General features: G+C 71.8%; 15 protein-coding genes. 7 read left to right on the top strand and 8 right to left on the bottom strand.

Annotation, left to right across the window (positions count from 1 at the left end):
• Positions 1 to 261: 261 nt before the first annotated feature.
• Positions 262 to 1,476, top strand: coding sequence for a MarR family transcriptional regulator (locus ACFWEP_RS10540; protein WP_387368548.1), 1,215 nt, complete (start codon positions 262 to 264; stop codon positions 1,474 to 1,476).
• A 490-nt stretch (positions 1,477 to 1,966) separates the two neighbouring features.
• Here ACFWEP_RS10540 and ACFWEP_RS10535 read toward each other — a convergent pair whose 3' ends face one another.
• The 4 genes from ACFWEP_RS10535 to ACFWEP_RS10520 form a co-directional block, all read right to left on the bottom strand.
• On the bottom strand, positions 1,967 to 2,371 hold the full coding sequence (locus ACFWEP_RS10535) for a hypothetical protein (RefSeq protein WP_387368546.1): 405 nt from the start codon (positions 2,369 to 2,371) through the stop codon (positions 1,967 to 1,969).
• A 130-nt stretch (positions 2,372 to 2,501) separates the two neighbouring features.
• On the bottom strand, positions 2,502 to 2,894 hold the full coding sequence (locus tag ACFWEP_RS10530) for a hypothetical protein (protein ID WP_387368544.1): 393 nt from the start codon (positions 2,892 to 2,894) through the stop codon (positions 2,502 to 2,504).
• An 83-nt stretch (positions 2,895 to 2,977) separates the two neighbouring features.
• On the bottom strand, positions 2,978 to 4,123 hold the full coding sequence (locus tag ACFWEP_RS10525; RefSeq protein ID WP_387368542.1) for a methyltransferase type 11: 1,146 nt from the start codon (positions 4,121 to 4,123) through the stop codon (positions 2,978 to 2,980).
• Between the two features lie 112 nt (positions 4,124 to 4,235).
• Positions 4,236 to 4,493, bottom strand: a complete 258-nt coding sequence (locus ACFWEP_RS10520; RefSeq protein WP_387368540.1) for a hypothetical protein — start codon at positions 4,491 to 4,493, stop codon at positions 4,236 to 4,238.
• Between the two features lie 104 nt (positions 4,494 to 4,597).
• On the opposite strand from ACFWEP_RS10520, the gene ACFWEP_RS10515 reads away from it, so the two are divergent.
• The 4 genes from ACFWEP_RS10515 to ACFWEP_RS10500 all read left to right on the top strand — a co-directional run bounded on the left by ACFWEP_RS10515 (position 4,598) and on the right by ACFWEP_RS10500 (position 7,740).
• Complete coding sequence (locus ACFWEP_RS10515; RefSeq protein ID WP_387368538.1) at positions 4,598 to 5,437, top strand: helix-turn-helix transcriptional regulator; 840 nt, start codon at positions 4,598 to 4,600, stop codon at positions 5,435 to 5,437.
• Positions 5,434 to 5,643 carry a DUF397 domain-containing protein gene (locus ACFWEP_RS10510; protein WP_387368536.1) on the top strand — a complete coding sequence of 70 codons (210 nt, stop codon included), beginning with the start codon at positions 5,434 to 5,436 and terminating at the stop codon, positions 5,641 to 5,643. The genes ACFWEP_RS10515 and ACFWEP_RS10510 overlap by 4 nt, the downstream gene beginning before the upstream one ends.
• Positions 5,644 to 5,836: 193 nt before the next feature.
• Positions 5,837 to 6,064 carry a DUF397 domain-containing protein gene (locus ACFWEP_RS10505; protein ID WP_387368534.1) on the top strand — a complete coding sequence of 76 codons (228 nt, stop codon included), beginning with the start codon at positions 5,837 to 5,839 and terminating at the stop codon, positions 6,062 to 6,064.
• Positions 6,065 to 6,531: 467 nt separating this feature from the next.
• A complete protein-coding gene (locus ACFWEP_RS10500) occupies positions 6,532 to 7,740 on the top strand; it encodes an MFS transporter (RefSeq protein ID WP_387368568.1) in 1,209 nt (402 codons plus the stop codon).
• Here the strand turns inward: ACFWEP_RS10500 and ACFWEP_RS10495 are convergent.
• Entirely contained in the window at positions 7,732 to 8,958 is a 1,227-nt protein-coding gene (locus ACFWEP_RS10495) for an MFS transporter (protein WP_387368532.1), read from the bottom strand. The two genes, ACFWEP_RS10500 and ACFWEP_RS10495, sit on opposite strands and share 9 nt — an antisense overlap.
• Positions 8,959 to 9,013: 55 nt before the next feature.
• Here ACFWEP_RS10495 and ACFWEP_RS10490 point away from each other — a divergent pair, with 55 nt between their 5' ends.
• Positions 9,014 to 9,376, top strand: a complete 363-nt coding sequence (locus tag ACFWEP_RS10490; protein ID WP_387368530.1) for a winged helix-turn-helix transcriptional regulator — start codon at positions 9,014 to 9,016, stop codon at positions 9,374 to 9,376.
• 95 nt (positions 9,377 to 9,471) lie between these two features.
• On the opposite strand, the gene ACFWEP_RS10485 is transcribed toward ACFWEP_RS10490, so the two are convergent.
• Both ACFWEP_RS10485 and ACFWEP_RS10480 read right to left on the bottom strand, forming a co-directional pair.
• Positions 9,472 to 9,960, bottom strand: a complete 489-nt coding sequence (locus tag ACFWEP_RS10485) for an SAM-dependent methyltransferase (protein ID WP_387368528.1) — start codon at positions 9,958 to 9,960, stop codon at positions 9,472 to 9,474.
• A gap of 39 nt (positions 9,961 to 9,999) precedes the next feature.
• Positions 10,000 to 11,400, bottom strand: coding sequence for a Tat pathway signal protein (locus ACFWEP_RS10480; RefSeq protein WP_387368526.1), 1,401 nt, complete (start codon positions 11,398 to 11,400; stop codon positions 10,000 to 10,002).
• 374 nt (positions 11,401 to 11,774) lie between these two features.
• On the opposite strand from ACFWEP_RS10480, the gene ACFWEP_RS10475 reads away from it, so the two are divergent.
• The gene (locus ACFWEP_RS10475) at positions 11,775 to 12,146 is read left to right on the top strand and encodes a hypothetical protein (protein ID WP_387368524.1); all 372 of its coding nucleotides are present in this window, start codon (positions 11,775 to 11,777) and stop codon (positions 12,144 to 12,146) included.
• Positions 12,147 to 12,659: 513 nt separating this feature from the next.
• Here the strand turns inward: ACFWEP_RS10475 and ACFWEP_RS10470 are convergent.
• On the bottom strand, positions 12,660 to 13,535 hold the full coding sequence (locus ACFWEP_RS10470) for a transglutaminase-like domain-containing protein (protein WP_387368522.1): 876 nt from the start codon (positions 13,533 to 13,535) through the stop codon (positions 12,660 to 12,662).
• Positions 13,536 to 13,808: the final 273 nt, after the last annotated feature.

Genomic DNA, 13,808 nt, shown 5'->3' with positions numbered 1-13,808 from the left:
TTGAGCTTCGGGATTCGGGGGTCGGGATGCGAGGTCCGGGATTCGAGCGGTGTTGTTCATCCGGGAGGTAGGTAGGGGGGTTTGAGGAAAACCTTCCCCCCTCCCACCCCCGTCACGGACAGCAAGTATGACTAATGGTGACCGAGTTGCGGCGGAGAGTCACGCGCGCTTACGGTGCCCTCAATGAATCGACCCCGGCGCGGTGTTCTAGCACCAGGCCGGGGTCTCACCAAAGATCGCACCTAAAAGAAAGACGATCTCGTGGCTACCCAGCACTTTAGTCCCGCCCTGCCCGCGCCCGCAGCTTCGCGCCCGTACCGCCGGGCCCACACCGGCTACGGCAAGCAGTCCGTACAGCCGGTCTCCGGCCAAGCCGCACCCGGACCCCGGGATTTCGCGTCCCTGAAGGAGCGTGAGCGGTATGTCGCCGCCTATGTGGACCACTTGCCCGATGGTGCCTCGATGGACATCAAGTCGCTGGCCAAGGACTTGCCCCTGTACGGGCAGATGGCCATCGGTACGGCCCTGCGGGCGCTCGGTGTGGCCGGGCACCTGCGGCGCGTGCGCAGGCGGACGGGGGGAGACGGCCCGTGCCGGTGGGTGACGCTGACCTTCTGGTCCCGCACCGCCCACGACAACGAGTGGTGGACCGCCAGGCTCGACGCGGACGCCGCCGCTGTACCGGAGCAGCCTCTCGCGCAACCGGGCGAGCCGTGTCCGGCGCCGTCTCCCGAGCCGTCTCCCGATGCTGTGGTTCCCCGGCAGCGCACTGCGGAGGCTTCCCCGGACCGGCCCGAGGTCGCGGAAGGAGCGCTGGAAGGGTGCGCCCCGGCCGCACCAGGGCCGAACCCGCCGGTGCCCGCCGCCGTGCCTCCCGCGCCGCGACGCACCCCGGACGCAGCGCCTTCTCCGGCTGCCGAGGCCTCTCCGGCCGCCGATGCTCCTCCGGCCGCCGATGCTCCTCCGGCCGCCGGTGCGCCTGCGGCTGTCGAGGGTCCTTCTCCCGCCTACGTCGCCCTGGCCGAACTCGGGCGTCGTGAACCTCGCTTGACGCTCTCCGCTGCGGACTGCGAGGTGCTGGAGCCGCTCGCCGCCGCCTGGTTCGCGCGGGGGGTCAGCGCCGGGTACCTGACCTCGGCGCTCACCGCCGGACTTCCCGAGCAGGTCGGCTCACCCGTCGGGCTGGTGCGCCGCCGCCTCACCGACAAGATGCCGCCCCGACTGTCCCCGGCCCCCACCCCGCCACAGGTCCCGGCACCGGGCACCCCCGCCGCTCCGGTACGCGGGCTCCTGGTCGAGTGCACCGACTGCGGGCGCCCCGCCCGCGCCGAAGCACTCCCGGACGGCCTCTGCGCACCCTGCCGCACCGCACACCAGGCCCCGCAACCCGCCGACCCGGACGCCGCCCCGGCCCCGGTCGAACGCGACGTCCCGGCCCTCGTCGCCGGACTCCGCAACCTGATGCGCACCCCGTGAGCCCGGCGGTCGAGCGCCTCCGCCGAAAAAACGGCTCTTCTCGAAAAGCTCGACGGGCAGGACTTCGACTTCGAGGACGGCTGGCGCCTCTCCGGTACGGGGACCTGGCAACTGACTGACGACAACGGCGGACAGGTCGTCCGAGTCACGCGACAGCCCGGACCCGAGCGGAGAGCCGTTCCACCGCGACGGCCACTGGCACCTCGCCTCCCGAACCCCCCTCGACATACGCGTGGTCGTTCTACGTGGACCGCGATCAGAACCACGAGCTGAAGCTGTTCTTCTTCTACGGCGATCCCGACATCGGGAACACCTACGTGATGACGCGCGAGACAGGGGCATAGCCACTCGTTGAATCCTGCGGCGGCGCAGGTGGGCGCGGTTTCATCCTGGCGATGGCCGCAGGCATCTGGCACAACAATGCCATCGGCACACCGGTCACCCGCTCACCCGCTCACTGATCGCCTATGACCCTTGATCGCAGCCTTGCTCAAAGAGTGGGCGGACCTTCACCCGGGATGCCGACTACCAAGGGCATAGAACCCTCAACGAGGTAGGGATGCCCGGGAAAGTGGTCGATGTGGCGGTGGCCGCCGCCGTCCACATCAGCCATGGCGGTGGCCATGGCATCGAGATTGCCCGCGAAGAGAGCCATGGCGACGGGATCGCCGCTGATCACAAGGATCTGACGCTGGGAGTCGATATGGATCAACACCCCAGGCCCGGGAGCCTCCCTGACTTCGACCCCCGTCAATGCCTCGCTGCCCAGCGCAGTCGCAGACCTGGAGCTGATGAATCCCGCGCCCTCGGCCACCGCTCCTGCCAAGCGGGCCAGTTCTATCGCCGAACCAGTGAGTTCCACCTCGCCGAAAATGGGGTCGGACACAAGAATCATGGGCGTCGCTCCTGCAAGGTCGGGACGGGACTGCAAAGATCACCCACCCTACGTATCGGCGAGCAAAGCCGTGAGGCGTGATCACACACCTCGGATCCACTCGTCCAGGGCGTAGCCGCTCGTGCCCGGACTACCCGGCAGTTGTCGACGGCGGTTCGTCACGCTGGGGCGGCAGCTCGGGAGGGTCGTCCTCGGTGGTGTCGATGATCAGCCACGAGTGGGCGGACGGGTGGTCGTCGAAGAGGCCGCAGGCGTCGCCGGGTTCGCCGACGGACTCGTCGGAGTGCGTGCACCAGAAGAGCATCACCCGGTACATGCGGTGCTCGGTCCAGCGCACCCAGAGCCCGCCACCGAGCCGGTCGTCCTCCCACAGCAACTCGGCGTGCTCGGCCGCGTGGTGCTCCGCCAGTTCGCAGCGGAGCCGCCGCCCGGGGCCGCGCCCAGGGAGCGAGCCGGGGGCAGTCGCCGCACCCGTGACCTGCGCCGGGGGAGGCATCAGAGCGGTGGCGGGGCAACGGTTCACGGGGTGTGCGGGCCCCTCCGGCTCGTCCGGTCCTCCTGGTCTTCTCGGCTCCTCCGGCCCTTTCGGCCTCTGCCGTCCGGTGCTCATCGGGCGCCGAGGGAGGTGTGCCACGACCCCCGGGACAGGTGGACCACCCCGTCCGGGGTGATGAGGACCCGCGCTCCGAGCAACGGTAGGGAGCCTTCCGTGTTGAGCCGGTTCCGCAGGCGTTCCAGCACGTCCCACAGGCGTCGGGGGCCGCTCTGGTGCACGGTGGGCGGGTCGGCCGCGTCGGCGGACGCCCGGGCCCACGAGCCGTCCGGATGCACCAGGTGGGCGGTGCGCGTCGCGCCCCGGGTGCCGAATCCGAGCTCGACCCCGGGTGCGGTGATCTCCAGCATGGACCGCAGCTCCCACGCGTTCGCCAGGTCCACCACCGGATAGCGGCCCGTACGGACGTCGTCCCCCTCCGCCTCGTGGGCGAGGGCCGACAGATCGGTGCGGCCGGCCGGGTAGTCGTCGCCCGACCGGGCCTCCATGAACCCGGCCATCTCCCGCTCGACCCGGCCCACCACGTCGCCATTGGCGCGCTTCCACCCGGTGACGACCAGGGTCGTACGGGCCAGGGTCATCGCGAGCCGCCCGCCGGGCACGAGCGCGGCGAGCACCGGGCGGAGCCCGGGGCCTGGCGGCAGTCCGACCGTGGACACGATCCGCTCGTACGCACCGGGCACGTGCTCGGTCGCGTCGGCCGTCAGCATCGTCGGGTGGTACCCGAGCCCCGCGAGCCGCTCACCCGCCACGGCGGAGAGGTAGGGGTCCACGTCCAGGCTCGTCACCTGCTTGTCCCCGACGCGGAACGACGCGTACGCGGTGAGCCCGCCCGCCCCCGTACCGAGATCCAGCAGCGGAAGCCCGTCCCCGAGCCGTGCGTACCGGAGCATCCGGACGGTGAGGCTCGGCAGCGTCGCCGAGGACGTGGGCAGGCCCTCCGGACGGTCATCGGGCGTGGCGTGATCGGCGTGCGAGCCGCCCACCCGAGTCACCAACGACCGGTCGGCGTAGGCAGCTTCGGCCCAGGCCGCCGGGTCGCTCGCCCCGTCGCGCAGCGACCAGCCCCCCGTCCCGTCAGGCTCCCACCAGCGGGGCACCAGCCGGTGACGGGGTACGCGCGCCACCGGGGGGAGCCAGCGGGACACGGGGTCCACGGTGTCGGTGGCGAGCTGCTCCGCCTTGATCTGCCAGTCCATGGGTCGGCCTTTCGTGGGTCGATGGTGTGGTCCCGCTGCCGGAGGAGTCGGCGGCCGTCCGGTACGTGGTCCGCGTCCGCCCTGCGCCGTGTGCCCGCCGTGCCCGGCGCGGTCAGAGCGTTTCGCCCCGACTCCGGGCGTTGCAGCGGGCGTTCTCCGCCCGCAGCCGCTCCATGGGGCTCGCCGGGCGTACGTGCTCGGGCGCCGCCTCCCATTCGAGGCCGCCGGCGAGAGGGCGTATGGCCCAGTAGGGGCCGGAGAGTCCACGGAACTCGCCGACACGGTCCTGACGACTCGTGTCGACCATCACCGCGCCGAGTTCGGGAGGCTGGAACCCCGTGACATTCGGACTGACGTTCTCTCCGGACACCTTTCGCTCCTCTCTGTAGTGAATCCACTACGCGGGGTCCTCAGGGTGTCCTAGAGTCAACTTCCCTTCAACTAGCAAGACTGGAAGGAAGAGGAGGCCCCGGCATGGTCAACCGCCTGGAGTTGAACCCGGAAGCCAGCCCGCGCGCCGCATACGGCGCGCGTATCAGACGGATACGGGAGAGGCGCGGGTGGAGCCAGGAGGAGTTGGCGTCCCACCTGTCATATTCCAGCCAGCATATTTCCGCGGTTGAAACTGCCCGCAAACCTCCAACCCTCCGCTTTTCACGGGAACTCGACGCCGTTTTCGGTACGACTGGCTCGGCGGAGTCGTTCGAGAACGAGTGGCGCGAGATCCGGCACGGCGTGCTGCTGGAGGGGTTCCCCGAGTACGTCGCCTATGAAGGGCGGGCGGTGGAGATCCGGTTGTTCGAGGTGGGGATCATCCCCGGGCTGTTGCAGACGCCCGAGTACGCGCGGGTGCTGGCGGACAGCGCGGTGCGCAGGGGTGTCATCACGCCCGAGCAGGCGGACGAGCGCGTGACGTTCCTGGCGGAACGGCAGGCAGCGCTGGTGCGGCCCCGTCCGCCCATGACGATGGTGGTGATGGACGAGAGCTGCATCCGCAGGCAGGTCGGAGGGGCCGAGGTGATGGACGCGCAGTTGACGCACCTCGTCGAGTTCGCGGCGCTGCCGAACACCGTGCTGCACGTCGCTCCTTACGACATGGGGGAACGCCGTCCGTTCGACCTTCCGATGAACCTGCTCACGCTGGCGGACCTGTCGGTCATGGCCTACGCGGAGTCCCAGATGCGGGGGCACCTGGAGCGTGAAACGACTTCCGTGCTACCACAGTTGGTGGCCTACCATCAGCTACAGGCCGAAGCGCTGTCTCAATCAGCATCGGTGGCCATGATTGAAAAGGCACGAAAGGGCACCCCATGACGTCCGAGTCCCCCCGTTGGTTCACGTCCTCGTACAGCAACAACGGTGGCAACTGTGTCGAGGTCGCCGCCAACCTTGCCGTGGCGCACAACGTCGTACCCGTCCGTGACTCCAAGGTCTCCGGTGGCCCGGTTCTGGGCCTCTCCGTCGACTCGTTCACCTCGTTCGTGGCGGGCGTGAAGGCCGGCGGATTCGGCGCAGTCTGACCCCTCGGCGCCGGGTCAACCGCATCAGGCAGAAGGAGGCCCCACCGTGCGTCGCGCGGTGGGGCCTCCTGTTGGGCGGGTTTTCGTCTCGTCGGCGTGCGGGCGTGCGGCCTACTGTCGTATGTCAGAGCCTCGTTCGAGTCTCGCGTGGCCCCGCGTGGTCACGATCGCGTGCGGCGAAAGGGTGTTTCCCGTGACGTCCGAGTCTCCCCGTTGGTTCACGTCCTCGTACAGCAGCAACGGTGGCAACTGCGTCGAGGTCGCCGCCAACCTCGCCGCTGCGCACGGTGTCGTACCCGTCCGCGACTCCAAGGCTCCGAGCGGCCCGGTCCTGGGCTTCTCCGCCGGTTCGTTCACGTCGTTCGTGGCGGGCGTGAAGGCGGGAGGGCTCGACGTGTGGGGTGTGTCCTCGGCCCGGTGACGTGCGGGGCGGTGCGGCCCGCCTCCGGATTCGGCGCGTGGCGCACTCCCGACGGCGGTGCCGTCCGAAATCTGCGCGGGGCAGACGGGTGAACAGGGCGGCTGTTGGGATGTGTTGAGGGGCCGGGGCTCGGATTACGCCGAGCCGGACCGGATCGGGGCCCCTCCCGGTGGTGCCGGTAGTGTGGGGGCGAAACGATCCGGCTGCCCGGATCTCACTCCCCATTTCTGCCGGCGATGGAGCCGACGCCGAGGCGGACCCGAACTCCGCCCGCCCGACGTCACCTTGGACGACTCCTGGCGGCGGGGGGAGCGCGCCTGTGGATGCGGCGCCGCTCTCCCCGATCCGCCCCACCGTGCAGCGGAAGGTTCACCGTGACCCCGCGTCACTGGTTCCGTCGTACCTCCCGTGAGCCCGGCACCGGCTCACCTCCACCGCGTACGCCCTCCGCCCCCTACCGTTCGGCCCTGAGGATCCCGGGCGCGGCGGCCTTCTTCCTGGCCGCAGCGCCCGCCCGGGTCGGAGTGGCCATGACTGGTCTCGGCATGGTCTGGCTGGTCCACGCGGAGACCGGGTCCTTCGGGGCGGCCGGTCTGGTCACGGGTTCGTTCGCCGTTGCGGAGGCCCTGGTGGGCCCGCAGGCAGCCCGCTTCATGGACCGGTACGGACAGCCGCGCGTACTCGTCCCCCTCCTGCTCGCCCACGCAGGGGCGCTGGCGGCCCTGGTCGTCACGGTCCTGACGGGTGCGCCCACGGTGGCGCTGATGGCGGCCGGTCTCGCCGCCGGGGCGACGATCCCGCAGATCGGCGCGCTCTCCTCGGCCCGCTGGTCGGCCCTCTTGCGCGGCGGGGCCGAACCGGCCGACTCGGCACTCGCTCCGGCCTTCGCGCTCGAAACCCTCAGCAACGAAGCCGCCTTCCTCCTCGGCCCCGCTCTCGCGGTCCTCGCCGCGACCCGGCTGCACCCGGCCGCCGGAACGGTGCTGGCGGGCGCCCTCGTCGTCGGCGCCGGACTGGTCTTCGCAGCGCTGCGGGGCACGGCCCCGGAGCCCACCGCTCGCCCGATGCGGAAGATCGGGGACGGCAGGGGCCCGAGCGGGCTCCGGTCCCACGGCTTCGTCAGCCTGCTGGTGGTCAACCTTGCCCTGGGGGTCTTCTTCGGCGCGACGCAGGTCTCGGTGAGCGCCCTCGCCGCCGACCTCCACGCCGCCCCGGCTGCCGGGCTGATGTACGGACTGATGAGCGTGGCAAGCCTGTTGGCGGGGCTGGCCTATGGGAAGTACGGCCGGAGCACGGCCCCCGCAGACCAACTCCCCGTGATCCTCGCCTTTCTGGGCTGTGCCTCGCTGCTGCCGCTGCTCGCCGGCACCCCCTGGCAGCTGGGACTCGCCCTTCTGCTGCCCGGCGCGGGCGTCGCACCGTGCATCGTCGTCTCCTCGACGCTCATCGCGTCGGTCGTGGACCGGTCGGTGGTCACCCAGGCATTCACCTGGGCCAACTCCGCGAGCGCGGCGGGCATCGCGTTCTCCGCCGGTGCGGTCGGCCGGCTCGTCGACGGACCGGCGGGCGCGGGGGCGGGCTTCGCCGTGCCCTCCCTCGCCCTGGCCGTGACCGCGGTCCTGGCCCGGGCCGGCCGTCGTGCCCTCACTACGGACCGAGCCGGGGCCTCAGGCTGACCCGATGCGGCGCGCTGCCGCCGGGACCGTCCTGCCCATCACGGCGGCGAGCGCCGCTCCGAGGGCGCTGACGCCCACCAGGGTCGGCCAGATCACCGCTGCCCCGCCGGACAGCAACCCGGAGAGGGCGACCGGGGCGACCGTGCCCGCGACGGTCACGGCGAGTTGGTTGAGGGCCAGGTAACGGCCGCGGAGAGCGTCCGGGGCGCTCTCCGCGGCGACCGTCGAGGTGACGGGCCCGCCGAGGATCTCCCCGAGGCTGTAGCTGCCCGCGCCGAGCAGGACGACGGCGACCGCGAGGCCGACCGCGGCCACCCGGTCGGCGGCGAGGAAGAGGAGGTACCCGGCGGCGAAGCAGGCGTGTCCCGCGACGAGGACGCGACTGCGGACCCGCCCGCCGACCCGGCCGAGGACGGCGGCTTGGCCGAAGCCGACCATCAGGGTGTTGAGCGTGAAGACCGCCCCGGCCGTCCAGCCGGGCAGTCCCAGTACGTCCACGGCGTAGACGGGTATCGCGATGTTCAGGGCGAACAGCGAGATGGCGAAGCAGAGTTGCTGACCGACGACGGGAAGGAACCGCCGGTCCCGGAGCACGCGCCGCCAGCCTCCGGCAGCGTCGTGGCCCGCTTCCGGGCGGCTGTTCGGCACGGTCCGCATCAGGGCGAACGCGGCCAGGAACGACAGGACGTTCACGGCCACGACCGTCGTGTACGCACCGTGCGTGCCCACACCGACGGCGACGGCGGAAAGGAGCCCGCCGAGTGCGTACCCGAGATTGCGTACGGACCCGAGCAGGCCGAACCAGCGTTCGCGTCGACCGGGCGGCGCCAGGGCCGTGACCGTCACGCCGTAACAGCCGGAGAACACCGCCCGCCCGGCGCTGATCAGCCACGCACAGAGGACGAGTTGCCAGGTGTGCCCCACGACGAGATACCCGGCGAAGCCGAGCGCCTGGGCCAGGTTCGCCGCCCGCAGCACCGGCGTGGTGCCGTACCGGTCGATCAGCCCCGCGGCCAACGGGCCTGTCGGGAGCGCCAGCAGTCCGGCCGCCGTCATGGCCGCGCCCACCTGCACCAGCGTCAGCGAGGTCGCGGCCAGGAAGTACAGCATCGTCACGGGGATGAACACGCCGGTGCCGACCGCGTCGATGGCGATCGCCGTGACGAAACGTCCATGTCGAGCCATCGAGGTACGGACCGTGGGATCGATAAGAGTCACGGCGCTGACGGTATAGATTCTATATCGGTATCCTCAACGCTACCGGGAGTCGCTCATGGGCAAGGCCTACAACGTCATGGCCGCGACCTGTCCCAGTCGCACCGTCCTGCACCGGATCGGGGCGCGCTGGACGGTGTTCGTCGTCAACGCGCTCGACACCAGGACGATGCGGTTCACCGAACTCAAGGCGCACATCAGGGGGATCACGCCCAAGGCGCTCACGGAGACGCTTCGCGCGATGGAGAGCGACGGCCTGGTCTCCCGTACCGAGATCCCCGCGCATCCCCCGCACGTCGAGTACGCCCTCACCGACCTCGGCCGGTCCCTGCTCATCCCCCTGCGGGCCGTCCGGGAATGGGCCGAGCGCCACGTCCCCGACATCGAACGCGCCCGAGCGCAGGCCGAGTCGCAACGGTGAGGTGGCCGGCCAGGCCGACGGATCGTGTCGGGCCCGCGCGTTCCTGCCGCCGCGCGCGAGGTCCTTCGCGGGAGCTGCCGACCCGCCCGCAACCCTCAGGCCCCGTCCGCGGCCTCCCCGGCCCAGTACTCCGCGAGCATCTCGCCCGGCCAGGCCGGCTCGTGGACCGGGCCCCGGGGGCCCATCGCGGTGAAGTAGGGGGCCAGGTCGTAGACCGGCGTACCGTCCACCGCGTCCAGGTCGGCCACCCGCAGATCGAGGCCGTCCACTGCGAGCAACCGGGGGAAGCTGGTGGCGAGTTGGTTCGGGCGGCGGTGGTTGCGGTGGGCGAAGGTGCCGGTGGGCGGCCAGGCGGGGTTGTTCCGGGGGCTCCTCGCGTGCAGCGCCACGTCGCCGGGGTCGGCCCGGTCGAAGTGCCAGACGACCACGAGGTGGGAGAACTCCTCCAGCCCGTGCACGACCTCCGGCGGGAAGTCCGGCCGCAGCCGGATCACCGCCTCGACGCCGCCCCAGTGGTCGTCGGCGACCTCCTTGCGTCCTCCGACCACGGTCCCGATCGGCTCGATGCCCAGTGCGTCCGCCATGCCGTACCCCCACCCGATCCGAACGAAAGCCCTCGGTCGTCAATGTAGCTTCGACAGATGCCTGTTGACGCGTTCGGACACCGCCGTCACCGACGGGATCCCGCGATGACGCAGCGGCGACAGCAGACGCCTCGCCTGGACGACCGCCTGCTCCGCCCGGCCCGACTGGATGCCCTCTTCTTCCATCGCGTCCAGCAGCCCGCCCCACGTGACGCAGGCCTCCTCGACCTGCCCGTCCGCCATCTGGGCTGCCCCCAGGTGCCCCAGGGTCACCGCGTGGGTGCGGCGGAAGGCCGCGCCCCGGGTCCGTACCGAGCGGCCGAACTCGCGGATCGCGCCCCTGCGGTCACCGAGCACCTCCAGGGTGCGCGCGGTCTCGTGGGCGAGGGACGCCTCACCGAAGAAGAAGGTCCGGTGCGGCTCGACCACCCCCTCCTCGGCGGCGGCGAGATCGTTCTCCGAGCGCAGCAGCGCCTTCACCGCGCTCCGGGTCCGGCCCGCCGCTGCCAGTGCGCGGGCGTGCACCACGCCGAGCAGGGCGCGCTCGCGCGGGGTCGCTCCGGTGTACCTGCGGTCCGCCACGGATGCCTCGGCGAGGGCGAGCGCGTTGTCGAAGTGGCCCATGTCCAGCGCCTGGTGGGCCATCGCGCGCAGGATGTGACCGCCGAGCGGATGATCCCCTGCCTGGTCCGCCAGTTGGAGGGCGAGCACGAAGTAACGCTGGGCGAGCGGGTTCTCGCCGCTGTCGAAGGCCATCCACCCGGACAGGTACGAGAGTTCGGCGGCGGCGGACTCCATGTCCCGGCGCACCCGGTCGTGCGCGTACCGCCCGTGCAGCAGATCGCGTACGTCCGTGCGGAGGTACTGCACCAGGGCGGTACGGCCGTGTCCGCCACCGCGCCGCTGGTCCACGGCCGAGAAGGCGAGGGTGAGTTCGCGGACGGTCGCCACGTCACCCTGGACCACCCGCAGGTGGTTGGACAGCCGCTCGGCCGCCTGCGGGACGGGCCCGGATGCCGCCCCCGGCCACTCCCCGGCGGGGACCGCCAGGACCGCCGTGGAGTACACGATCCCGGCCAGCAGGTTCCGGCGGTCCGGGTGGAGATCCGCCCGCCCGAGGTCCGCCAGTACGGCCAGGGCGTCGGCGGGCGGCCCGATCGGCGCCGGGCCGCCCGGTTCGCCGAACCCCAGCTCGGAGACGGTGACGACACGCTTCAGCCTCCGGGACAGCGCCAGCGCGAGGACGGCGGGGGCCGATCCGGAGGGCCTGGTGCCGCCCACCCACATGCTCACGTGCGAGCGCCCGATCAGCGGACCGCACGGATCACCGGAGCGACGGCTCTCCGCCGCCGCCCGGTTGAAGGCGCTCGCCGCCTGGGCGCGCGACCAGCCGGCTTCGCCCAGGAGACAGGCCAGTTGCTCGTTCCGTTCACGTGTCATCGCGTCCCCTGGTGCCCGAAGCCGGAAGTCCGGTACGCGGTGGTGCCGCGCACGCCGAGTGCCGCCGGGAGATGGCGTGGGCTCCCGGCGGCGCTCGGACGGGCTCAAATTAGCCACGGGTCGGAGCCCTCAGGGGGCAGATCTCCGCACGTCACCCGTGTCGGGGTGGTCCGGGACCGGTCCTGGGCAAGGCCTGTCGATCTTTGACCACTTTGATCAGCCCGATGGGTCGTCAGTCCCTCCGCGCGAGGGCGGGATGCGGTTCGATTCTCGTACCGCAGCTTGCCGAGCAGACCGTCCCGGAGCGGGTCCAGGCCCGTCCCGTCCACCGGCGGCCGGCGGGCGGGGAGACGTGCCGGACGCCAGGAGGACCGATGAACAGCAGCACCGCACCGGACGTCCGACCGAGGGACCCGGGTATCGATGTGGACGTGATCGCCGACGCCATCGAGCACGCGCGGGCCGACCGGGCGGGCGTTCCGCCGCGCAGTGTCGTCAACGCGGGTACGGACGAACTCGTCGCCCATCTGCGGAAGCTGATGAGCGCGGACGAGTACGGCCACGACGAGCCGGACCGGGGAGCGGTCCGGCTGCTGTTCCGCGCCGCCTACCGCCACCTCGACGTGGCCGTGCGACCCGACGCGGCCACTCCGGACCTCGCCGCGTACGCGTACTGGCGCACGGTCGCCTCCCTCGCCGCCGCCTTCCGCGACCTCTACTGCGAACTGGGGCGGGACGGGAAGTGAACCGTCCCGCCCCGGGCGGTGCCTGGAGCGGCGGTCGGCGCACCTTGCGTACCGGCAGGATCGCCAGAGCGCCGCAGAGGCAGACCGCCGAGGCGGTGATCAGCGGGATCGAGCAGTTGTGTCCGCCGCCGACGATGATCGGCAGCGCGCCGAGCGCGGGGGCGAAGATCTGCGGGACCGACCTCGCGACGGTGAAGATGCCGAGGTCCTCGGAGGGGTTCTCCGCCGTCCGGAAGCGGGGCGATCGTGTACCCACGGTGCGGGACGCGGACGACCAGGCCGGTGTTCTCCAGCTTGGCGAGAGCCTCCCGCAAAGGCGTCGGCGAGACGCCCCAGGGAGGTGCCCGGGAGTCGGCGGTCCGGCCGTGTCGCGGGTTCGGTGGGGTCCGGGGAGTCGGCGGTCCGGCCGTGTCGCGGGTTCGGTGGGGTCCGGGGAGTCGGCGGTCCGGCCGTGTCGCGGGGGCGCGGGTTCCACTGCGCCTGGCGTCGTGGGTCCGGTCGTGCCCCGGGGTGTCAGTTCAGCCGCGCCCGGGCCGCGCGCGCGTTCCGTCGTATCGTCTCGGCCGTCGCCGGCTCGATGCCGCCGATGATGTCCGCGTACTCCTCCATCTCCGACGCCCCGCGCAGGAAGTCGCCGCGCTGGACGAGAAGTTGGGCCCGCTCGTACCGCAGCCTGGCCGGATGGGACGGCAGCAGGAGCGACAGCTCGACCGCCCAGAGCGCCACGTCGGTGCGCTCGGGGCGGGCCGCCGCCCAGGCCCGGATGTTGTTCAGCACGCGCAGCACGATCGCCTGCGGCCGGGCGGGCGTCGGCAGCGACTCGCGCAGGGGCACACCGGTCGACCCCGCCACCATCAGCTCCGCGTCCTCACCCGTCAGCACCACGCCCCCGGCGAACGGATCTGCCAGTACGTGCTCCGCCGGATCGCCGAACCCGACCACGAAATGCCCCGGCAGCGCGACCCCGTGGACCGGGCCGCCCGCCCGGCGCGCCACCTCCATCCACACCACCGAGAGCAGGATCGGCAGCCCCCGGCGGCGGTGCAGCACCTGCTGGAGCAGCGACGACTCCAGCCGCTGGTAGTCGGGGGAGGCGCCGCAGAAGCCGTACCGGCCGCCGAGCAGTTCACCCAGCGCCGTCGCCCACTCCAGCGGGGTGGCCAGACCGTGCGGGAGGAGCCCGGCCAGCCGGTCCAGCTCGATCTGCGCCGCGTCGATGCCGTACGGATCGGGGTCGCCGGGCGGGGGCTCCGGCATCGCCTCGGCACCCACCAGCAGGCAGAGCAGCGCGAGATCCGGCCGCTCCGAGCGGGCCTCCTCGGCGAACCGCGCCCGGCGCCCGGCCGTGGAGAAGTCCTCGGAGTCCGCTCCGTCGTCCACGGGGTCCATCTCTGACACCTGTTCCGCCGCTCCGAACGCCCGTGCCGTCAGGGCGTGTTCCCAATGTCCGAAACGCGCCCTAAAGCGTGTGTCGAAAGTCCCGCCTGTCCGGCGACGCCCGGCACGCACGCTCGCCGCGTTGTCGGGATCACCCCGATACATCCAGTATCGGGACGACCCTCCGCCTTGCGATCGCACGCACCGGACGCCGCCGCACCCGCCCTCCGGGCGGACGGCGCCACTTCCGCAACACGCTTTAAAGCGTGTTGCGAAAGTCCCGCC

This window comes from Streptomyces sp. NPDC060198 (assembly GCF_042728415.1).
In the GTDB taxonomy this organism is placed as follows: Bacteria; Actinomycetota; Actinomycetes; order Streptomycetales; family Streptomycetaceae; genus Streptomyces.
The sequence above is the reverse complement of the archived record's forward strand: the minus strand, read 5'-3'. Positions and strand labels throughout refer to the sequence as shown.